Origin of the sequence: Brachybacterium massiliense, assembly GCF_900184245.1 — a bacterium.
Classification (GTDB): domain Bacteria; phylum Actinomycetota; class Actinomycetes; order Actinomycetales; family Dermabacteraceae; genus Brachybacterium; species Brachybacterium massiliense.
In genome coordinates this window covers 829,357-850,302 of the sequence record NZ_FXXB01000008.1, presented here as the reverse complement: position 1 = coordinate 850,302, position 20,946 = coordinate 829,357, and the positions used below count along the sequence as shown (strand labels likewise).

The following is a 20,946-nucleotide window of genomic DNA, read 5'->3' as shown; positions in this document are numbered from 1 at the left end:
CGCGAGGCTCGCGAGGTCGGATCCCCCGTGCTCCTGTCGGGGTTCTCCCGGGTCTCTGCCGTGCTGGGCGAACTATCACGCACCGGCGCATCCCGCACGGATATCGCACCGTTTTGCACTGTGGCGGTCGTCTCCATACAGTTGGGCACGTGTACGGATCAACGTCGATTCGACCTGAGAGGGGACGAGCATGACCATCGGGGCAACTCCGATCACGGCGGACTCCAGCTGGGCGACGCGAGGAGCCTGCGTGAGCATGGACCCGGACGGGTTCTTCGTGCAGGGCGCGGAGCAGCACGCCGTCAAGGCCGCCTGCGGCGCCTGCCCGGTGAGGGCCGAGTGTCTGGCCGACGCGCTGGACAACCGGGTGGACTTCGGGGTGTGGGGCGGGATGACCGAGCGTGAGCGCCGCCGCCTGCTGCGCCGCAACCCCGACGTGCGCGACTGGTCGGAGGCGCTGCGCCGTGCCGAGAAGCAGGCCGTCGGAGGCTGAGCCCCCGGCCGGCGGAAGCTCTCTGATCCGCCAGTGCGAGCCCGGGCCTGCGGACGGGACGTCCGGGCCCGCACGCACCGGCCCCGGCCCCGGTAGGCTCGCGCCATGAGCACTCACACCCGCTGGGAATACCTGACCGTCCCGCTGCTGATCCACGCGACCAAGCAGATCCTCGACAACTACGGCGAGGAGGGCTGGGAGCTGGTCCAGGTGGTGCCGGGACCGAACCCGGAGAACCTGGTCGCCTACCTCAAGCGCCCCCTCGGCGAGGGCTGAGCCGATGACGGCCGCACCCCGTGGCAGCGCCCGGATCCGCGCCCGCCTCGACGAGCTCGGGCTGACCCTGCCCACCGTCGCCGCCCCGGTCGCCGCCTATGTGCCGGCCGTCGCGACCGGGAACCACGTGCACACCTCCGGGCAGCTGCCCTTCGTCGACGGCGCGCTGCCGCTGACCGGCAAGGTCGGCGGGGCCGTCACCCAGGAGCAGGCCGCCGAGCTCGCCGCGACCTGTTGCCTCAACGCCCTGGCGGCGATCGAGGCGCTCGTGGGTGACCTCGACCGGATCACGCGCGTGGTGAAAATGACCGGGTACGTCGCCTCCGCCCCCTCCTTCACCGCCCAGCCCGCCGTGATCAACGGGGCCAGCACCCTGCTCGGCGAGGTCTTCGGCGAGGCCGGGTCCCACGCCCGTGCGGCCGTGGGCGTGGCCGTGCTGCCCATGGACGCACCGGTGGAGCTCGATCTGCTGGTGGAGCTCGACGGTCCGGCCGCGCCGGCGGCCTGAGCGAGATGCCGTGAGCGAGCACGTCCCGCAGCGCGACCCCGAGGCCGACGCGGTCGAGCTGATCACCGTCCGGGCGCAGAACCCCGGCCCGATGACCCTGCACGGCACCAACTCCTATGTGCTGCGCGACGGGGCGCAGGTGTGGGTGGTCGACCCCGGCCCCAAGGACCCCGAGCACCTCGCCGAGCTGCTGATGACCTGCGGCGACGGCGCACGCCCGCAGGGGGTGCTGGTCACCCACCGCCACGCCGACCACACCGCCGGCGCCGCGACCCTGGCCCGGCAGCTCGCCGCCCGCAGCGGGCTCGAGGTGCCCCTGTGGGCCGCGGACCAGCAGGCGGTGCCGGGCTCCCGGCCCCTGCCCGCGACCCTCGAGGGCGATCACGGCACCGTGGGCCATGTCATCCACCTGCCCGGCCACACCTCCGACTCGGTCGGGGTGCTGGTGGACGGCGGGCGCCTGCTCAGCGGGGACACGCTGCTGGGCGGCTCCTCGACCGTGATCGTGCCCGAGGACGGCGGCTCGCTGACCGAGTACCTCCAGTCCCTCGCGATCCTGCGCGCGATGGCGGTCGACGGGCGGATCGGTGCGATCCATCCCGGGCACGGGCCCGCCTACGAGTCGCCGCTCGATGTGATCGAGGCTCTCGAGCAGTCCCTCGCCCACCGCCGCGAGCGGATCGAGCAGGTGCGTCGCGCCCGGACCGCGGGCGTGCTCACCATGGACCGCCTGCTGCGCGTGGTCTACGGGCCCGAGCTGCCCGAGCAGCTGCGGGATGCCGCGCGCTGGAACCTCCGCGCCACTCTCGACCACCTCGCCGAGGGCCACTGAGCCACCGCTCGCCGCTGCGCTCCCATCCCGACACGCGCGCCGCGGCGCCCCGCCCCGACACGCGGGCCGGACACGGCGAGACCACCGATCCCTTCCAGATCGGGAAGGGATCGGTGGTCTCGATGCGCGTGCCCCGCGAGGGTCGCGCACCCCGCGGCGGCGGGGTCAGCGGGCGCGGCGGCGCAGGCGCTCCACGTCCGCGATCAGCACGGCGCGCGCCTCGAGCCGGATCCAGCCGCGGGAGGCGAAATCGGCCAGGGCCTTGTTGACGGTCTCACGGGAGGCGCCGACCAGCTGAGCCAGCTCCTCCTGGGTGAGGCCGTGGGCGACCATCACGCCATCGTCGGTCTGGCGGCCGAAGCGCTGCGCGAGGTCTAGGACGTTCTTGGCGACACGGCCGGGGACGTCGGCGAAGACCAGGTCCGCGAGCGACTCGTTGGTCTTGCGCAGGCGGCGGGCCAGCGAGGCCAGCAGGTGACGGCCCACCTCGGGACGCTGTGCGAGGACGCGGTAGAGGTCCTGCTGGGAGAGCGAGTAGAGGGTCGACTCGGCGACCACGGTCGCGGTCGCGTTGCGCGGCGCCGGATCGAACAGCGACAGCTCGCCGAGGGTCTCGCCCGGGCCGAGCACGGCCAGCAGGTTCTCGCGGCCGTCGCCCGAGGCGTGGCCCACCTTCACCTTGCCGGAGCCGATGATGAACAGGCGGTCGCCCGGATCCCCCTCGCGGAAGATGGTGGCGCTGCGGTGGTAGTCCTCCTGCTTCATCGACGCCAGCACGGCCTGCTTGCCGTCCTCGTCGAGCGCAGCGAACAGCGGCGATGACCGTACGATGTTCTCGTCCACGGAACCTCCTGAGTGTGGGGCCCCGACTGCCGGGACCGTGCTGTAAGACGTCTGTGGCGGGCGCCACGGTCTGCGGTGGCGACTGTCACATGATGGTCAAACACTATCGTGCCCGCGCCGTGCTGGTCCGCCGCACCGGAGATGAGGAGTCGTTCAGATGTCGAGGTCGATCTCCCGCGAGGGCGGAGAGCGCGCGGCAGGCGCCCCAGCTCCGGCCGCGATCGTCGCGTCCGAGCTCGAAGAACTCTACCCCCATGCGCGCACCGAGCTCCACCACCGCGACGCGCTGGAACTGCTGGTCGCGACGGTCCTGTCCGCGCAGACCACCGATGTGCGCGTCAACCAGGTCACCCCCGAGCTGTTCTCCCGCTGGCCGGATGCTGCCTCGCTCGCCGGCGCCGACGAGGACGAGGTCACCGCCGTGGTGCGTCCGCTGGGAATGGGCGCGACCCGGGCGCGTCGGATCATCGGCCTCGCCCAGGGGCTGCTCGAGCGGCACGGCGGCGAGGTCCCGGACGACCAGGCGCACCTCGAGGCGCTGCCCGGAGTGGGGCGCAAGACCGCCCACGTCGTGCGCGGCACCTGGTTCGGTCATCCGCTGCTCGCCGTCGACACCCACGTCGGCCGCGTCACCCGGCGCCTGGGCTGGACCGCACGCACCGAGCCCCGCGCCGTCGAGGAGGATGTGGTCGCCCAGGTGGCGCGCCACGGCGCCGGCACCGCGGCCGAGGACCTCACCGTGCTCAGCCTGCGACTGATCCTCCACGGCCGCCGCGTCTGCACCGCCCGCTCGCCCCGGTGCGGGGAGTGCGTGCTGCAGCCGAGCTGCCCGCAGGTGGGTGTCGCGTGAACGGCACGAGCACCCAGCCCCACGGTCATGAGCCCCGCGGTCGCGGGCCCGGCAGGGTCCCGCTGCCCGTCGGCGCCGAGTTCCTGGCTCCGCTCGCCGCCCGTGCGCAGGAGGGGGACGTGCTGGTCACCCGGGATCCCGACCCCCGCGATCCCGAGAATGCGGGCCGCGCCGTGCGCCGCAGCGCCGTGCTGATCCATCTGGCCGGCACCGGCCTGGACGATGCGCGCGTGATCCTCGAGGAGCGCGGCCACTCGCTGCGCTCCCAGCCCGGGCAGTTCTCCCTGCCGGGCGGTGGCCGCGACCCCGGCGACCGCGATGACGTCCACACCGCGCTGCGCGAGGCGCAGGAGGAGACGGGACTGGATCCCGCCGACGCGCACGTGCTGGGCGCCTTCGCACCGATCCCGATGCCGTGGCGGATCCAGCGGGTCACCCCGGTGCTGAGCTGGTCGCCGTCGGTGCCGCAGCTCGGCGTGCAGGACCCGATCGAGGTTGAGCGCCTGGTGTGGGCGCCGCTGACCGGGCCCGGCTCGCTCACCGATCCGGCCCACCGCGAGCGCGGCACGCTCGGCGGGATGGGCGTCGGCCCCGTGTTCTCCCTGCCGCAGGACGCGTTCATCTGGGGATTCACGGCGATGATCCTCGAGAAGGTGCTCACCGGGCTGGGCCTGGACCCGGTTCCGGACACCGCGCCGGTGCGCGAGATCCCGCCCGAGCGGCGCCGCTGATCCGGGTGGCGGTGGCCGTGGTCACGCCGCCGGAATCCGCTCGCCATCGACCAGCCCGGGCACGATAGACTCGAGTGCTGCCGGACGGTCTCCGGCAGCCCCTCGGGGTGCATGCGGAGCGACCGGCACGGACGCTGCGCCCACGCCCCGGACACCAGTACCCGCAGACCGATGAGCAGCAGACAAGGAATGGGATCCAGGTGCCACGCGGCAAGGTGAAGTTCTACGACGCCGAGAAGGGCTTCGGCTTCATCCTCGATGACGAGGACGGTCAGAGCGTCTACGTGCACGCCACGAATCTGCCCGACGGGGTCACCACGCTCCGTCCGGGTGCTCGCGTCGAGTTCGACATGGTCGACGGGCGTCGGGGCCCGCAGGTGCTGTCGCTGCAGCTGATGGAGCCCGCTCCGTCGGTCAGCCGTGCGCGCCGCCCCAAGGCCGACGAGATGGCCGCGATGGTCGAGGACCTGATCCGCCTGCTCGACGATGCCTCCAACGGCCTGCGCCAGGGCCGCTACCCCGACCGCGGGCACTCCCAGAAGATCGCCACCGTCCTCCGTGCTGTCGCCGACAACTTCGAGGCCTGAGACATGACATCCCCGACCGCCGCCACCCGCCGCACCCGCACCGCGCGTCCGAAGCTGGATGCGATCGCGGCCGCCGCCGTCGATCTCGCCCGCGAGGCGCTGCTCGAGGTCACCGAGCCCGGCCAGGTCGGTGAGCACCTGCGCGCCGAGGCCAGCGGGGAACGGCTGGTCACCCATGTCTTCGAGTGCACCATGCCCGGCTACCGCGGCTGGTCGTGGGTGGTCGTGCTGGCCCGCGCCTCCCGCGCGAAGGCCGCGACCGTCGCCGAGACGGCGCTGCTGCCCGGCGAGGAGGCGATCCTCGCGCCCGAGTGGGAGCCGTGGTCCGAGCGGCTCAAGCCCTCCGACGTCGGCACCGACGACCTGCTTCCCTACCGTGAGCAGGACGAACGGCTCGAGCAGGGGTACGAGGCCACCGAGGATGAGGAGGCGGACCGGGTCGCGCAGTGGGAGCTCGGCCTGGGCCGGCCCCGCGTGCTCTCCCCGGAGGGTCGCACCGACGCCGCCGAGCGCTGGCACGCCGGCGAGTTCGGCCCGCGCCAGACCTCCGGTCGCGGCCGACGCGGCACCGTCGCGGCCAACTGCTCCAGCTGCGGCTTCCTCACCAAGCTCTCCGGCTCCCTGCGCCACGAGTTCGGGGTGTGCACCAACGAGTGGTCCCCGGCCGACGGGCGCGTGGTGCACCTCAAGTTCGGCTGCGGTGCGCACTCCGAGACCGGCCAGCAGGACGAGGACCGCGAGATCTCCCGCAGCAGCGGCGTGATCCTCGACGAGCTGGATGTGGAGTACCAGAAGGACGCCGCCGCGGCCGACGAGCCCGCTGAGCAGAAGACCTCGGACGAGCCCGCTGAGCAGAAGGCCTCGGATCAGTCCACCGAGCAGAGGGTCTCGGACGAGCCCGCCGAGGGCACGAGCACCGACGTGGCGCCCGCTGGCGAGTCCGCGGAGGCTCCTGGAGCTGCGGAGGAGCAGTCCGAGGAGCCCGCCCCGATCCTGGTCGAGCCCGCCGGGGATCAGCCTGCCGCGGCTGCACCTGCTGACGCTGAGTCCACCTCGGGCGATGACGCCGCCGCGGAGCCGGCCGCGGCCGAACCCGCCGCTGCGGAGACCGTCGAGACACCGGCTCAGGGATCGCTGCTCGATGAGATCCCTGAGGCGGATTCTCCCGCCGACGAGGCCCCGTCCGCAGACGGCTCCTCCGAGGCCTGAGCCTCACCCCGCAACGACGAGCGCCCTGTCTCCCCTGAGGGAGGCAGGGCGCTCGTCATGTCCGGCGAGGCGCGCAGGGCGCCGGTGCGGCGGTGCTCTGCGCGGTACGGCGGCTCAGCGCAGGGACGTGGCGATCCGGGCCAGCAGCGCCTCGATCGCCAGCAGCGGCGGCACGTTCCCGCCGATCCGCTCGCGCGCCTCCTGCACCGCCTCGAGCAGTCCCAGCGTGACGCGGCCCGAGCCCTGCGCGGCGACCTGCTCGATCTCGGGCGCGACCTCGACGTTGACCAGCTCGGAGCCGGTGCCCAGCTGCCGGCTGAGCACATCGCGCAGCACCGAGTGGGCATCGAGCAGATAGCGGTCCAGCACGTCGCGCACCAGGCGGGTCTGACGGCGCTTGGCGTCCTCCTCCAGCTGACGCATCTGGGCGCGCAGGGAGGGCGGGACCTTGCCGTCCTCGATGCCGGCCGAGTGCAGGAAGCGCTCCTTCTCCTCGGTGGCGACGACGTCCGCATGCTCCTTCGCCTCCGCGGTGGCGCGATCCACGAGCGACTGCGCGGCGAGCACCGCCTGCCCGGTGCCGCCGAGCCCCAGCAGGGTGCGCGCCGACTCCTCGCGGGCGGCCAGCGCACCCTCCTGGGTCGCGTAGCGCAGCGCGAGACCGATGTGCCCCTGCGCGGCCCGCGCGGCGCGCACGGCGAGGGACTCGTCGATCCCGTCGCGGCGGCGCAGAAGCTCGGCGACCACCTCCGAGGACGGCACCGAGAGCGTCACCAGGCGGCAGCGGGAGCGGATGGTGGGCGCGAGATCCTCCGCCGACGGGGCGCACAGCATCCACACCGTCGCCGGCGGCGGCTCCTCGATCGACTTCAGCAGCACGTTGAAGGTGCCGGCGGTCATCCGGTCCGCGTCCTCGACGATCACCACCCGGTGGCGTCCCGTCGCGGGGGCGCGCTGCGCGGTCATCACCAGCGCGCGCACCTCCTCCTTCGCGATCGAGAGCTTGTCGGTGGCGACCACGGTGACATCAGGGTGGGTGTTCGCGAGGGTGGTGCGGCAGGCCCGGCACTGCCCGCAGCCGGTGCCCCTCTCGCACTGCAGCGTCGCCGCGAAGGCGCGTGCGGCGGTCGAGCGGCCCGAGCCGGGCGGGCCCGTGACCAGCCATGCCTGGGCGAGGGAGCCGCCAGGGGAGGCGGCGCGGCGGAACTGGGCGACCGCCGCGTCCTGTCCCACCACATCGGCCCAGACCCCTCCCGCCGGGGCGGGCGCCGCAGCGGCCGGATCGAGGCCGGTAGCGGTCACTGCTCGTCCCGGTGACGGGTGGGCGGAGCAGGCTCGAAGGTGGGGTCGAACAGGCTCAGCACCTCGGCAACGGCCGTGAGCACCTGGGCGTGCACCTCCTCACGGGTGAGGGTCCCGTCGATCACGGCGTAGCGCTCGGGATCCGCGGCGGCGAGGTCCAGGAACTCCTGGCGCACAGCCTCGTGGAACTCGAGCCCGGCCTGCTCCAGGCGGTCCAGGATCGCCGGGTCGCGGCGCTCCTCGAGGGCCTGGGTGGGCACGTCCAGCAGGATCGTGCGGTGGGGGAGCAGCCCGTCCACCGCCCACAGCGACAGGGACGTGATCTCCTCGGCGTCCAGGTCCCGCCCGGCACCCTGGTAGGCGACGGAGGAGTCGAGATAGCGGTCGCTGAGCACGAGACCTCCGCGGGCAAGGTGGGGCTTGACCACGGTGGAGATGTGGTGGGCGCGATCCGCCGCGTACAGCAGCGCCTCGGCGCGCGGCTCGACGTCCTCCCCGTGCAGCAGCAGCTCGCGGATGCTCTCGCCCATCGGCGTGCCGCCCGGCTCGCGGGTGGTGAGGATGAGGTCCTCGGCCACCGAGCGCTCGGTGACCAGATGGTTCCGCAGCATCTGCATCTGGGTGGACTTTCCGGCGCCGTCACCGCCCTCGAAGGAGACGAACACGCCGCGCCGCGGCGGGTGCAGCGGGGGGATGCGCAGCCCGCGGGCCGCCTCGATGATGCTCACTGGGGCTCCTCCCCGGGGTAGACCACGCCGAGCTCGGCGCGCACCGCATCCATCGTGCCCATCACGCTGAGGGTGTCCTGCCAGCTCATCAGCGGGGACTCGAGCTCCCCGGCGGTGATCCGACGGGCGGACTCGGCGATCTCGTACGCCATCCCGTCCCCGCGATCCGCAGGATGCTCGAACACGGCGCGGCGACCGTCGTGAAGGGTGATGGTGAGGGTGCTCGGCGCGAAGAACGGGCCCGCCAGGTGCGCGGAGCCCGCGGTGCCGTTCACCACCGCCTGCGTGGGGGTGCGGGAGAGCAGGGTGGAGGACAGGCGGGCGCTGCCGCCGTCGGCCCCCGCCGCGAGCAGCCCGAAGTACGCATCCACGCCGGTCTCGGTGAGGGTTCCGCGCACCGCGAGGTCGCGGAGATCCCCGAGCACCATCTGCGCGAAGGAGATCGGGTACACGCCCAGGTCCAGCAGCGCGCCGCCGCCCAGCTCAGGGGCGAACATGCGGTGGCTCGGATCCGCGGGGAAGGTCTGCCCGTGATCGGCGGCGACCTCGACGATCTCGCCGAGCATGCCGGAGGCGAGCACCTGGCGCAGCACGTCGTACTGCGGCAGGAACCGCGCCCACATCGCCTCCATCGCGAACACGCCCTGCGCACGGGCGAGGTCGAGCAGGTCGCGGGCCTCGGCGGTGTTGAGGGTGAAGGCCTTCTCGACCAGCACCGGGATGCCCGCCTCGAGCACCGGGCGGGTCAGGGCATGATGCTGGGCGTGGGGGGAGGCGACGTAGACGGCGTCCAGGCCACCGGCCGCGAGCATCTGCTCGACGGAGTCGACGGCGCGCTCGATGCCGTGCTCCGCCGCGAAGGCCTCGGCCCGCTCGAGGGAGCGGGAGACGACGGAGACCACCCGCGAGGCGGTCGCGCGGTGCGCGGTGGCGGTGAACTGGCCGGCGATATGCCCGGGGGAGATCACGCCCCAGCGCAGCCCCGGCGCCGTGGCCGGATCGAGGACGGTGGGGGCCGGCAGCGTCAGGGCATCGCCTGCCCCGGTTCGGTGGGGCGCGTCGTTCTCGGTCATGGGTCCAATCTATCGGTCGGGCAGACACTTCGGTCCTCGGGCGTGGATCCCTCGGACCGACGGCATGGGGAGGGAACATCAATGGGCATGCCGAGGACGCGCACGGCCGCAGGCGGAGCTTAGAATCATGCGATCGGGCACATCCGTGCTCGCGTCTGGACAAAGGAGTTTCGACATGGTTCACAGCACTGGCGCGTCCCGCCTCCGTACGTCCCGCCGCACCGTCCTCGCCGCCGGTGGCGTGACGACCGCGGCCGCGGCGCTGGCCGCCTGCTCCGGGGGCTCGACCGAGGGCGGCGGTGGCGGCGATGCCCCCGCCGCGGACTTCGAGGAGCGGGGTCCGATCACGCTTGCGAAGGGCAAGGACACCACGGGCAAGCTCGCCGAGTTCCTGGAGACGTGGAACTCCGAGCACCCCGACGAAGAGGTCACGCTCATCGAGCTGCCCGAGTCCGCCGACGAGCAGCGCCGTCAGATGATCAACAACGCGCAGGCGAAGTCCGATGCGTACACCGTGCTCGGACTGGACGTGATCTGGACCGCCGAGTTCGCGGCGAACCAATGGGTCATCGAACTGCCGCAGGACAGGTTCCCGCTCGACGAGCTGATCCCCGCCACGGTGACGACCGCCACCTACTTCGACAAGCTCTACGGGGTCCCCTTCATCACGAACGCTCAGCTGCTGTTCTCCCGCACCGATCTGCTCGAGCAGGCTGGGCTCGACGGCCCGCCGGAGACCTTCGCAGAGATGTACGCGGCGATCGAGACCTTGCAGAAGGAGGATCCGGAGCTGCTCGGCTTCGGCTCGCAGTACTCCAAGTACGAGGGGCTCACCGTCCAGACGGCCGGACTCGTGGCGTCGGCCGGCGGCCAGCTCTTCGACAACGAGGGCAATCCTCATGCCGATTCGGCGGAGGCACTGGCCGGGATCCAGGCCGTCCGCGACGGATTCGACAAGGGCTTCATCCCTCAGGAGGCGCTGACCTACAAGGAGGAGGAGTCCCGCGCGGCCTATCAGGACGGGCGCCTCGCCTTCCTGCAGAACTGGCCGTACGTCTGGGCGCTCGGCCAGGCGGAGGACGGCTCCTCGTCGGTCAACGGCAAGATGGTGGCGAGTCTCGTGCCCGGGATCGACGGACCTGGCAGCTCGACGCTCGGCGGATTGAACCTCGGGGTGAGTGCCTTCGCGAAGAACAAGGGCACGGCCGTCGACTTCATCGCCTTCATGGTTGATGCCGTCCGGCAGAAGGAATGGGGTCTGGCGACCGCGCAGGCTCCGGCGAACGTCGGAGTCTACGAGGACGCGGACATGCTCGAGGCGTTCCCCTTCCTGCCGCAGCTGAAGGAGGCGATCGACGCCGGGACCAGCCGCCCCGCCGCCGTCCAGTACGGCGAGGTGACCCAGGCGATCCAGGAGGCGGCCTACGCTTGCTTCTCCGGCGAGAAGGATGCAGAGCCGGCTCTGCAGGACCTGCAGGCCCAGTTGACCGAGCTCGTGGCGCAGTGACCACCGTCGCCGCTCGTTCCACGACGACCGGCGGCAGGCGCGGGAAGAAGACCGGCGGGGACCACGGGGGGATGGCATACCTCCTCCTGCTGCCGACGCTGATCCTTCTCGCGCTCGTCGTCGGGTTCCCGCTGGTGCTGTCGGCCTGGCAGTCCCTGATGCAGTCGGGACAGGGGATCGACCCGACCACCGGGCTGATCATCCAGGGCGACACCTTCGTCGGCCTGGACAACTACATCGACGCGGTCACCGGCACGGGTGCGGGGGCAGGGTTCTGGAACGCCTTCTGGAACACCACGCTGTTCACCGTAGTCGGCGTGAGCATCGAGACGGTTCTCGGCGTTGCGATGGCGCTGATCATGGCCAGAGCGATGCGTGCGACCGGACTGGTGCGCGCCTCGATCCTCATCCCGTGGGCGATCCCCACGGTGGTCTCGGCCCTGATGTGGCAGCTGATCTTCGATGCGAACGGCATCGCGAACCGGCTGCTGGACTACCAGGTGCTGTGGACCACCGAGGGCTGGCAGGCCAAGGCCGCGGTGCTCATCGCCGATATCTGGAAGACGGCGCCGTACATCGGCCTACTCACCCTCGCCGGACTGCAGACCATCGACAAGCAGGTCTACGAGGCAGCGACGGTGGACGGCGCGAACCGCTGGCAGACGTTCTGGAGGATCACGCTCCCGCTGGTGCGCCCGGTGCTCGTGGTGGCGGTGCTGTTCCGTCTGCTCGACGCCATGCGCATGTTCGACCTGCCTTACGTGCTGCTGGGGACCTTGGACTCCGGCCAGACCCTCTCGATGCTCGCCACCGATGCCGCCGCGAAGACGAACTTCGGCGCCGCCTCCGCGTACTCGATGGTGCTCTTCGCCTACATCTGTCTGGTGGCGTACTTGTTCATCAAGCTGCTCGGAGCGGACGTGATCGGTGATCAGAACCGCCCGCCGAAGAAGAAGCGAGTCCCGCGCCGCCTGCGCACGACCTCCGAAGGGAGCATGCCATGAGCACCACCACCTCCGGGGTCGTCTCCCGCACTGGCGAGGTGCTGGCGCCCAAGAAGCACAAGGGCCGCACCCTCGGCTCCGTCGTCATCGGCGTGGGGATCGCGTTCATCCTGGTGTACTGCCTGGCACCGTTCTACTGGATGATCGTCTCCGCGCTGCGTCGGCCCAGCGAGGGCCGCTCGACGGAGCTGATCCCGAGTCCGATCAGCGTCGAGAACTTCATCGCGGTCTTCGACCCGTCGAACAACTTCACCCGCGCTCTGCTGAACTCGCTGATCGTCGCCGGTGGCACCACGCTGCTGGTACTCGTGCTCGGCGTGTTCGGCGCGTACGCGCTGGCCCGGCTCGATTTCCGCGGCAAGGTGCTGGTCATGTTCCTCATCGTGGCGACCTCGATGTTCCCGGTCGTCACGCTCGTGGTCCCGCTGCTGAAGCTTTTCAGCGGAGGCTTCGTGTGGTTTCCCTTCAACTGGATCAACACCTACCAGGCGATGATCCTGCCGACGATCTCCTTCGCGCTGCCGCTGGCGGTGTGGAACCTCAACGCGTTCTTCCGGCAGCTGCCGGTCGAGCTCGAGCAGGCGGCGATGATCGATGGGACCACCCGCTTCGGGGCGTTCACCCGGGTCATCCTGCCGCTGGCCGCACCCGGAGTGTTCACCACCGCGATCATCACCTTCATCGCGGCGTGGAACGAGTTCCTCATCGCCCTGACAATGGTGAACGCACCGCTGATGCAGACCGCGAACGTCGCGATCTCGAAGTTCACCGGCATCTCCCAGTTCGACACCCCGTACGGCACGAAGATGGCCGCCGGCGTGATCGTGACGGTTCCGCTGATCATCATGGTGCTGATCTTCCAGCGACGCATCGTCAGCGGCCTCGCCGCTGGATCGGTCAAGTGATCTCCAGGCGCCGAGCGTCGCGAGGAGCTGCGGCGATCCGCTGAGCACTCCGCCCGGAGGGACGAGGCGGGGTCATGAGCAGGGGCACGGACCGTCACGGTCCGTGCCCCTGCTCATGCAGTCGGCGTATCGCCCCAGGCGATGCGCGCTCAGCTCTTCTTCGTCGGCGCCTTCTTGCGCGTGGTGGTGCGCTTGGCGGGGGCCTTCTTCGTGGCCGGTCCCTTGGCGCGCTTCTCGGCGAGCTTCTCGATCGCGACGGACTCGGTGATCTCCTCGACCTTCTCGGTCGCGCGGAGGGACACGTTGGTGGTGCCGTCGGTGATGTACGGGCCGAAGCGGCCGTCCTTGATCACGATCGGCTTCTCGCTGACCGGATCGGTGCCCAGCTCCTTGAGCGGGGGCTTCGCCGCGGCGCGGCCGCGAGTCTTGGGCTGGGCGTAGATCTTCTCGGCCTCCTCCATGGTGATCGTGAAGATCTGCTCCTCGGTCTCGAGGGAGCGAGAGTCGGTGCCCTTCTTCATGTACGGCCCGTAGCGGCCGTTCTGGGCGGTGATCTCGACGCCGTCCTCGGTGGTGCCCACCACGCGCGGCAGGCTCAGCAGCTTCAGCGCGTCCTCGAGGGTGACGGTGGAGAGGTCCATCGACTTCAGCAGCGAGCCGGTGCGGGGCTTCGGCTGCTTGGTCTTGGGGATCTTCTTCCCGTCGGCCGTGACCGGCTCGGGCAGGATCTCGGTGACATAGGGGCCGTAGCGGCCGTCCTTGGCGACGATCTCGTGACCGGACTCCGGATCGGTGCCCAGCACGCGGCCGTCATCCTTGGCCCGCTCGAGCAACTCCTTGGCCTTCTCGACTGTCAGCTCATCGGGGGCGACCTCGTCGGAGACGTTCGCGCGCCGCGGATCGGCGCCCTCGATCGGCTCCCCGTTCTCGTCCCGGGCGATCTGCTCGACGTAGGCGCCGTAGCGGCCCACCCGCAGCGTGATCCCCTCACCGATCTCGATGCTGTTGATCGCACGGGCATCGATCTCGCCGAGGTCATCGACCATCGGCTTCAGCCCGATCGGGCTGTCCGTGCCGTCGGAGAGATAGAAGTTGCGCAGGTACTGCGAGCGTCCCAGATCGCCCTGGGCCATGCGGTCCAGCTGCTGCTCCATCTGGGCGGTGAAGTCGTAGTCGATGAACGTGCCGAAGTGCTCCTCGAGCAGGCGCACCACCGCGAACGCGGTCCAGCTGGGCACCAGCGCGGTGCCGCGGCGCAGCACGTAGCCGCGATCCTGGACCGTGGCGACGGTCGAGGCGTAGGTCGAGGGGCGGCCGATCCCGCGCTCCTCGAGGGCGCGCACCAGCGAGGCCTCGGTGTAGCGCGGGGGAGGGGTGGTGGTGTGGCCGTCCGGGGTGAGCTCGCGGGTCTCGAGCACCTGACCCTCCGCCATCTGCGGCAGGCGCTTGTCGCCCTTGCCGTCGGACTCCTCGTTGCCGTACCGGGTGGCGTCGCGGCCCTCCTCGTAGGCGGCGAGGAAGCCGCGGAAGGTGATCACGGTGCCGGCGGCGCGGAAGGTCGCGGCCCGGGAGCTCTGCTCGAGCAGCAGCTCGACGGTCGAGGTGGTGCCCTTCGCGTCGGCCATCTGGGAGGCGATGGTGCGCTTCCAGATCAGCTCGTACAGGCGGAACTCGTCGCCCGAGAGGGAGCCCGCGACGTCCGCAGGGGTGCGGAAGCGGTCCCCGGCGGGACGGATCGCCTCGTGCGCCTCCTGGGCGCTCTGGGACTTCGACTGGTAGTAGCGCGGCTTGTCCGGCACGTACTGCGCGCCGTACAGCTCCGCGGCCTGGGCGCGGGAGGCCTTGATCGCCTCACCCGAGAGCGTGACCGAATCGGTACGCATGTAGGTGATGTAGCCGTTCTCGTACAGCGATTGCGCCACCCGCATCGCCTGGCGGGCGCCCAGCCGCAGCTTGCGCGAGGCCTCCTGCTGCAGCGACGAGGTGGTGAAGGGCGCGGCCGGGCGGCGCGTGTACGGCTTGGACTCGAGGGCGGAGACGACGGCGGGAGCGTCCGTGAGCGCCTCGACCAGAGCCCCGGTGGACTCCTCGGTGAGGACGGTCGCGCCGGAGGCCTTGGGCTTCAGGGTGCCGTCGTCGGCGAAGTCGGAGCCGCTGGCGACACGGGAGCCGTCGACGGTCTGGATCTTGGCGGTGAACTGCTCGCCGCCGTCGCCGAAGGTGCCGGTGACGTCCCAGTACTCGGCGGGCACGAACGCCATCCGCTCGCGCTCGCGCTCGACCACCAGACGGGTCGCGACGGACTGCACACGACCGGCCGACAGGGACGGCTTGATCTTGCGCCACAGCACCGGTGAGAGCTCGAAGCCCACCAGTCGGTCCAGGATGCGGCGCGTCTCCTGCGCGTCCACCAGGTGGGAGTCGATCTCGCGGGTGTTCTCGAGCGCGCCGAGGATCGCGTCCTTGGTGATCTCGTGGAACACCATGCGCTTGACCGGCAGGGACTTCTTGGGCTTGAGGGTCTCCAGCAGGTGCCAGGCGATCGCCTCGCCCTCGCGGTCCTCATCCGTGGCGAGGTAGAGGGTGTCGGCGTCCTTGAGGGCCTTCTTCAGCTCCGCGACGGTCTTCTTCTTGTCCGGGCTCACGATGTAGTAGGGGTCGAAGTCGCCCTCGACGTCCACCCCGAACTTGCCGTAGGGGCCCTTCTTCATCTCGGCGGGGAGGTCGCGCGGCACCGGGATGTCACGGATATGTCCCACCGAAGCCAGGACGATGTAGTCGTCCCCGAGGTAGCGCGCGATGGTGCGCGCCTTCGCCGGGGACTCGACGATCACCAGATGCCGTCCGCCTGTCACGTGAATGTGTCCTTCCTCGCCGCGTCTGATCGCGGCCCGTCCGCCGTGGCCGAATGCCGTGGTCCGGGATGAACCGGACGCATCACAGCGCTCGGCGATTGCTCACGGTACACGCTCGGTCGTGCGTGCCCGATGTGAGGTGGGCGTGCGCAGCGCCAGCACCAGAGCCATCCACGCAGCCGTCCCGCCGGTGATCAGCGCCGCCGTGGCGCGGAACGCCAGCTGCTGCTGGGAGGCGTCGTGCAGCTCGAGCGGCAGCGGCACCGCGAGCAGTCCCATCGCGCCGAGGGCGAGGCCCACCGCCCCCGCCAGGCCCAGCAGGATAGCCAGCACCGTGCTCGGCGCCCCGGCGCCTGGCGCGGCCTCGAGCTGCGGGGGCCGACGGCGCCGGCCGTGCCCTGCGGAGGACTCGGCGAGGGCGCGGCGACGGCGACGCCGGGTGCGCAGACCATCCACCGCGAGCACCAGGAAGGTCCAGGTCGCCGCGACGGCGATCGCTCCGATCACGTCGCTGGGCCGATGCCAGCCCAGCACCAGCGTGCCCAGCCCCGCCGCGACCGTCCACAGCGCACCGATCGGCGCGAGCACCACCCGGGCCGGTCCGCTCGCCAGCACCAGCGCGATCATCGCGGTCGCGGCGAGGGTGGTGTGCCCCGAGGGGAAGGAGTTGGGGGTGATCTCGATGCCCGGGCCCAGTGCCTGGCGGGTGACCAGCACGTGCTTGATCACCTGGGTGGAGAGGTTCGCGCCCAGCACCAGCACGGTCAGCGGCACCAGCAGGGACAGGCGCCGACGGATCAGCACCAGCACCGCGGCCAGCGCCAGCAGCGTCCCGATCACGGGCAGGCTCACCGAGCCCACCGCCTCCTGCGCGTACTGGGACAGGGGCCCGCTGTGGTTCTTGGCGCCCGAGAGGATCAGCTGATCCAGCCGCTGCCCGCTCGCGGTGCCCACCGCGGTGCGGGCCAGCGCCACGATCGCCGCCGTGCACAGCGCGGCCGCCAGCAGCGACAGCAGCGGCCGGGCCAGACCGCCCACGCGCTCGCCCCCGGCGCTCACAGGGTCACCATCCCGGTGATCGCCAGCTCCCGCACCGCGGGCAGGAGCCGTGCGCCCGCCTCGTCCGGGTCGGCGTCGGTCAGGGCGCACACGGCCGCGAGCACCTGCCCGAGCGTGAGCGTCCCATCCAGCGCACCGACGGTCGCGGCCAGCAGCTGGTCCGCGGGCACCGACCGCGCGAAGCCCGCGCCCTGCACCAGCTCGATCAGCATCGGATCCCACTGCCCGGGGGTGAGATGACGCCGCTCGACCACATCATCCGCCCGCACCGGCCGGGAGGCGGACAACGCCGCATCGTCGAGCGACTCGAGCGCATCGAGCATCCGCAGGGACTGCGCGAGGTGGACCGAGAGCGTGCCGCTGCCGGTGGCGGGGACCTCCTCGGTGCGCAGCACCCCGGGCCTCCCGGTGCTGCCGAGCGGGCGGCGCAGCAGCAGGTAGCCGAAGCCGATCCCGGTGACGCCGCGGCCAGCGAAGTCGTCCAGCCAGGCGCTCATCAGGGCGGGCCAGCGCGGATCGCGGGAGGTGATGCCGCCATCGCGGATCCAGGTCTCCGCGTACTGGGCGGGATCCTCCCGCTCGCGCTGCAGCACCCAGGCGTCGACCCCGTCGGCGCTCGCGCCCTGCAGCCAGCGGCGCGGATGGGCATCCCAGTCCTCGCCCTCGCGGATCTCCCAGTTGCCGAGCATCACGGCGGTGCCGCCGGGTGCCAGGTGCGCGGGCAGCGACTGCAGCAGCTCCTCGAGCAGCGCGTCCCCGGCCCGGCCGCCATCGCGATAGGTCCAGGTGGTGTCGGCGTCCTCGAGGGTGCGCGGGGTGATCACGAACGGCGGGTTGGAGACGATCAGGTCGAACCTCTCCCCGGCCACCGGCTCCAGCAGCGAGCCCTGACGCAGCTCGAGGTCGATGCCGTTGAGCGCCGCGTTGAAGGCGGCGACGCTGAGCGCCCGCTCCGAGAGGTCCGTGGCCACCACCCGCTCGGCGTGGCGGGAGGCGTGCAGCGCCTGGATCCCGCCGCCGCAGCCCAGGTCCAGCACGCTGCCCACCCGCTCACGGGGCGTGATCCGGGCCAGGGTCAGGGAGGCGCCGCCCACCCCGAGCACGTGCTCCGGGCCCAGCGGCGCATCGGTCGCGAGCTCGGAGAGGTCCGAGGCGATCCACCACTCGATCTCCCCCAGATCATCCTGCGCTGAGTACGGGGCGAGCTCCCACAGCGCCCGCACGGGGGAGTCGGGCCCCTCGCCGTCGGCCTCGAGGAGTCCCAGGCGCTGCGCGCCCTCCACACCGAGAGCCGGCAGCGCGGCCTCGACCTGGGCGCGCGGGATCCGGGCGCCGAGGGTGAACAGGTCCAGCAGCGTCGCGGCAGGGTCCTCGAGCCGGGTGAGGATCCGGCGCGCGGGGGCGGGGTTCTCCCGACGCAGCGCCTGCGAGGCCACCGGCCCCAGCAGCTCCTCGCTCCGGGCGCTGGTGAAGCGGGCGGCGGTCAGATCGGCGCGCAGGGCCTCGACCTCGGCGGCGAGCACGCGAGGGGGAGGGGCCGGGGAGTCGGTCGACATGGCTACGATTGTGCATCAGCCACCTGGAGCGGATCCGGAGGCCAGGTGTGGGATATGCGCAGGGCCTGTGGGCAGGCGCGGGGAGCGAGGAGCGGATGCGGGCAGGCGCGGCCGAGGACCTCCTGTCCCACCTCACCGCTCCGCTGGTGCGCCGCAGCTGCCTCACGCACGTCGAGCGCCGCCCCGCCCGGGCCGGACGCCGCGGCAGCTTCCCCGCCTGGACCGATCCGCGCCTCCTCCAGCACCTGGCCGAGCGCGGCATCACCGCGCCGTGGATCCACCAGGAGCAGGCCGCCCAGCTCGCCCACGCGGGGCAGGACGTGGTGCTCGCCACCGCCACCGCCTCCGGCAAGTCGCTGGCCTATCTGCTGCCGGTGCTCACCGCGATCGGCGCCCGTGAGCACGACTACGAAGCGCCCCGCGCCACCGCCCTGTACCTCTCGCCCACCAAGGCGCTCGCCGCGGACCAGCTCACCAACATCACCGCGATGGCCGACGGCGCCGGGATCCGCGATGCGCGCGTCGCGGTCTACGACGGGGACACCCCCACCGAGCAGCGCCGCTGGGTGCGCCGCCACGGCACGGTGGTGCTGACCAACCCCGACATGCTGCACTTCGGGATCCTCCCCGGCCACGAGCAGTGGGCCCACTTCTTCCGGGCCCTGCGCTACGTGATCATCGACGAGTGCCACAGCTATCGCGGCGTGTTCGGCAGCCATGTGTCGATGGTGATGCGGCGCCTGCGCCGGATCGCCGCCCACTACCGCGCCGATCCCACCTTCATCCTCGCCTCCGCCACCACCGCGAATCCGGAGATCTCGGCCTCGCGGCTGATCGGCCGCGACGTCGAGGCGGTCACCGAGGACGGCTCCCCGCGCGCCGGGCTCACGATCGGGCTGTGGGAGCCGGGCACCCGCACCCGGGTCGACGGCCGCGGGGACCCGGCGGCCTGGGCGCAGCGCGGCACGGGGGCGCCCGGGGCCGGAGACGTGCTGGGCGATGACCTGGATGACGTGCTGGGCGAGGGGCAGGACGGGGAGCAGGGCGCGGACGGAGCGGGGCGGCGCGCCGAGGACCCGCTGCGCCGCTCGGCCACGAGCGAGGCCGCGGCCCTGCTGGCCGATCTCGTCGAGCAGGATGTGCAGACCCTCGTCTTCGCCCGCTCCCGCCGTGGCGCCGAGCTGGTCTCGAGCGGCGCCCAGCGGCTGCTCACGCAGAAGGCCGAGCACTCCGGCTCCCCGTCGCTGATGGACAGCGCCTCGCGGATCGCCGCCTACCGCGGCGGCTACCTCGCCCGGGAACGGCGCGCCCTCGAGGACGATCTGCGCTCGGGAGAGCTGCGGGCGCTGGCCTCCACGAACGCTCTCGAGCTGGGGATCGACATCGCGGGCCTGGACGCGGTGGTGGTCGCCGGCTGGCCCGGCACCCGCGCCTCCCTGTGGCAGCAGTTCGGCCGTGCCGGCCGCCGCCAGGACGCCGACGGAGGAGCGCTCGCGCTGTTCGTGGCGCGGGAGGACCCGCTGGACACCTATGTGGTCCATCATCCCGAGACTCTGTTCGGAGCCGAGGTGGAGGCGGCCGTGTTCGACCCCGCCAACCCTTACGTGATGACCCCGCACCTGTGCGCCGCCGCCTCCGAGCTCGCGATCCGCGACGGGGAGGAGGGGATCTTCGGCCCCACCGCCCGGGACCTGCTGACCACCCTCGCCGCCCGCGGAGTGCTGCGCTCCCGCGCGAGCGGCTGGTACTGGACGATGAGCGAATCCGCGCACGGCCTCACCGATCTGCGCGGCAGCGGCGGGGAGCCGGTGCGGATCGTGGAGCAGAGCAGCGGCGTGCTGCTGGGCACCGTGGACGCCGCGAGCGCCCACACCCAGGTCCATGACGGCGCCGTCTACCTGCACCAGGGGAGCAGCTACGTGGTGGACCGCCTGGACGTGGACCTGGCGGCGGCCTTCGTGCACCGTGAGGACCCGCTGCACACCACCCACCCGCAGTCCACCTCGACCCTGCGGATCCGGCAGGTGGATCGCGAGATCGCCTGGAGCGGCGGGGCGCAGCTGTGCTTCGGCACGGTGGACGTCACCGACCAGGTCACCGGCTATCAGATGCGCGATGTGTACACCCAGGCCGTGCTCGCCCAGCACCCCCTGGACCTGCCGCCGCGCACCCTCACCACCAAAGCGGTGTGGTGGGTGATTCCGCGCGAGCGGACCGACGCCGCGCAGATTCCCGCCGAGGAGCTGCCCGGTGCGCTGCACGCCGCCGAGCACGCCGCGATCTCGATGCTGCCCCTGCTAGCCACCTGCGACCGGTGGGACATCGGCGGGCTCTCGGCCGCGCTGCACGAGGACACCGGGGAGCCCACGATCTTCGTCTACGACGGGGCGCCCGGCGGCGCCGGCTTCGCCGAGCGCGGGGCCGACGACGCCGACGCCTGGCTGCGCGCCACCGCCGACATGATCGGGGAGTGCCGCTGCGAGACGGGCTGCCCCGCCTGCGTGGTCTCCCCCAAGTGCGGCAACGGCAACGAACCCCTCTCGAAGGCCCAGGCCATGCGGCTGCTCGAGCTGCTCACGCCCCAGTCCTGAGGCACGGGCCGTCCTGTGGCGCGGGCCGTCCGTCGGC

General features: G+C 71.9%; 19 protein-coding genes. 12 read left to right on the top strand and 7 right to left on the bottom strand.

All coding sequences use genetic code 11. From position 1 onward, the window contains the following. Nucleotides 1–190: 190 nt before the first annotated feature. The 4 genes from BN4251_RS13985 (at nucleotide 191) to BN4251_RS13970 (ending at nucleotide 2,109) form a co-directional block, all read left to right on the top strand. Nucleotides 191–493, top strand: coding sequence for a WhiB family transcriptional regulator (locus BN4251_RS13985; RefSeq protein WP_087485665.1), 303 nt, complete (start codon nucleotides 191–193; stop codon nucleotides 491–493). Between the two features lie 105 nt (nucleotides 494–598). After that, entirely contained in the window at nucleotides 599–769 is a 171-nt protein-coding gene (gene sp36, locus BN4251_RS13980) for a Sp36 family protein (protein WP_087485664.1), read from the top strand. Between the two features lie 4 nt (nucleotides 770–773). After that, nucleotides 774–1,277 (top strand): RidA family protein, encoded by a 504-nt coding sequence (locus BN4251_RS13975; RefSeq protein WP_087485663.1) that lies wholly within the window; start codon nucleotides 774–776, stop codon nucleotides 1,275–1,277. 10 nt (nucleotides 1,278–1,287) lie between these two features. Continuing rightward, on the top strand, nucleotides 1,288–2,109 hold the full coding sequence (locus BN4251_RS13970) for an MBL fold metallo-hydrolase (RefSeq protein WP_087485662.1): 822 nt from the start codon (nucleotides 1,288–1,290) through the stop codon (nucleotides 2,107–2,109). A gap of 165 nt (nucleotides 2,110–2,274) precedes the next feature. On the opposite strand, the gene BN4251_RS13965 is transcribed toward BN4251_RS13970, so the two are convergent. Next, nucleotides 2,275–2,952 carry a Crp/Fnr family transcriptional regulator gene (locus tag BN4251_RS13965; protein ID WP_087485661.1) on the bottom strand — a complete coding sequence of 226 codons (678 nt, stop codon included), beginning with the start codon at nucleotides 2,950–2,952 and terminating at the stop codon, nucleotides 2,275–2,277. Nucleotides 2,953–3,109: 157 nt separating this feature from the next. On the opposite strand from BN4251_RS13965, the gene BN4251_RS13960 reads away from it, so the two are divergent. The 4 genes from BN4251_RS13960 (at nucleotide 3,110) to BN4251_RS13945 (ending at nucleotide 6,329) form a co-directional block, all read left to right on the top strand. Next, nucleotides 3,110–3,802, top strand: a complete 693-nt coding sequence (locus BN4251_RS13960) for an endonuclease III domain-containing protein (RefSeq protein WP_087485660.1) — start codon at nucleotides 3,110–3,112, stop codon at nucleotides 3,800–3,802. After that, nucleotides 3,799–4,533: an NUDIX hydrolase gene (locus BN4251_RS13955; protein ID WP_245810358.1), complete on the top strand. Its 735-nt coding sequence runs from the start codon at nucleotides 3,799–3,801 to the stop codon at nucleotides 4,531–4,533. The genes BN4251_RS13960 and BN4251_RS13955 overlap by 4 nt, the downstream gene beginning before the upstream one ends. Before the next feature lie 200 nt (nucleotides 4,534–4,733). After that, the gene (locus tag BN4251_RS13950) at nucleotides 4,734–5,120 is read left to right on the top strand and encodes a cold-shock protein (protein ID WP_087485659.1); all 387 of its coding nucleotides are present in this window, start codon (nucleotides 4,734–4,736) and stop codon (nucleotides 5,118–5,120) included. A gap of 3 nt (nucleotides 5,121–5,123) precedes the next feature. After that, complete coding sequence (locus BN4251_RS13945; protein WP_245810357.1) at nucleotides 5,124–6,329, top strand: DUF3027 domain-containing protein; 1,206 nt, start codon at nucleotides 5,124–5,126, stop codon at nucleotides 6,327–6,329. A 114-nt stretch (nucleotides 6,330–6,443) separates the two neighbouring features. Here the strand turns inward: BN4251_RS13945 and BN4251_RS13940 are convergent, their stop codons facing one another. Genes BN4251_RS13940 through BN4251_RS13930 form a run of 3 tightly spaced genes read right to left on the bottom strand, consistent with a single transcriptional unit; the run spans nucleotide 6,444 to nucleotide 9,432 of the window. After that, nucleotides 6,444–7,631, bottom strand: a complete 1,188-nt coding sequence (locus BN4251_RS13940) for a DNA polymerase III subunit delta' (protein ID WP_087485658.1) — start codon at nucleotides 7,629–7,631, stop codon at nucleotides 6,444–6,446. Next, nucleotides 7,628–8,359, bottom strand: a complete 732-nt coding sequence (tmk, locus tag BN4251_RS13935) for a dTMP kinase (RefSeq protein WP_087485657.1) — start codon at nucleotides 8,357–8,359, stop codon at nucleotides 7,628–7,630. Before tmk ends, BN4251_RS13940 begins: the two co-directional genes overlap by 4 nt. Continuing rightward, complete coding sequence (locus tag BN4251_RS13930; RefSeq protein WP_087485656.1) at nucleotides 8,356–9,432, bottom strand: Gfo/Idh/MocA family protein; 1,077 nt, start codon at nucleotides 9,430–9,432, stop codon at nucleotides 8,356–8,358. Before BN4251_RS13930 ends, tmk begins: the two co-directional genes overlap by 4 nt. A 175-nt stretch (nucleotides 9,433–9,607) precedes the next feature. On the opposite strand from BN4251_RS13930, the gene BN4251_RS13925 reads away from it, so the two are divergent. From BN4251_RS13925 to BN4251_RS13915, 3 genes are all read left to right on the top strand, one after another. Further along, nucleotides 9,608–10,939 carry an ABC transporter substrate-binding protein gene (locus BN4251_RS13925; protein WP_087485655.1) on the top strand — a complete coding sequence of 444 codons (1,332 nt, stop codon included), beginning with the start codon at nucleotides 9,608–9,610 and terminating at the stop codon, nucleotides 10,937–10,939. A 71-nt stretch (nucleotides 10,940–11,010) separates the two neighbouring features. After that, the gene (locus BN4251_RS13920; RefSeq protein WP_087486389.1) at nucleotides 11,011–11,943 is read left to right on the top strand and encodes a carbohydrate ABC transporter permease; all 933 of its coding nucleotides are present in this window, start codon (nucleotides 11,011–11,013) and stop codon (nucleotides 11,941–11,943) included. Continuing rightward, the gene (locus tag BN4251_RS13915; RefSeq protein WP_087485654.1) at nucleotides 11,940–12,848 is read left to right on the top strand and encodes a carbohydrate ABC transporter permease; all 909 of its coding nucleotides are present in this window, start codon (nucleotides 11,940–11,942) and stop codon (nucleotides 12,846–12,848) included. Before BN4251_RS13920 ends, BN4251_RS13915 begins: the two co-directional genes overlap by 4 nt. 149 nt (nucleotides 12,849–12,997) lie before the next feature. Here BN4251_RS13915 and topA read toward each other — a convergent pair whose 3' ends face one another. The 3 genes from topA to BN4251_RS13900 all read right to left on the bottom strand — a co-directional run bounded on the left by topA (nucleotide 12,998) and on the right by BN4251_RS13900 (nucleotide 18,318). Next, nucleotides 12,998–15,703, bottom strand: a complete 2,706-nt coding sequence (gene topA / locus BN4251_RS13910; protein WP_087485653.1) for a type I DNA topoisomerase — start codon at nucleotides 15,701–15,703, stop codon at nucleotides 12,998–13,000. 102 nt (nucleotides 15,704–15,805) lie between these two features. Further along, a complete protein-coding gene (locus BN4251_RS13905; protein WP_087485652.1) occupies nucleotides 15,806–16,762 on the bottom strand; it encodes a phosphatase PAP2 family protein in 957 nt (318 codons plus the stop codon). Then, nucleotides 16,759–18,318 carry a DUF7059 domain-containing protein gene (locus tag BN4251_RS13900; RefSeq protein ID WP_087485651.1) on the bottom strand — a complete coding sequence of 520 codons (1,560 nt, stop codon included), beginning with the start codon at nucleotides 18,316–18,318 and terminating at the stop codon, nucleotides 16,759–16,761. Before BN4251_RS13900 ends, BN4251_RS13905 begins: the two co-directional genes overlap by 4 nt. 95 nt (nucleotides 18,319–18,413) lie before the next feature. On the opposite strand from BN4251_RS13900, the gene BN4251_RS13895 reads away from it, so the two are divergent. Continuing rightward, on the top strand, nucleotides 18,414–20,909 hold the full coding sequence (locus tag BN4251_RS13895) for a DEAD/DEAH box helicase (RefSeq protein WP_087485650.1): 2,496 nt from the start codon (nucleotides 18,414–18,416) through the stop codon (nucleotides 20,907–20,909). Nucleotides 20,910–20,946 lie beyond the last annotated feature (37 nt).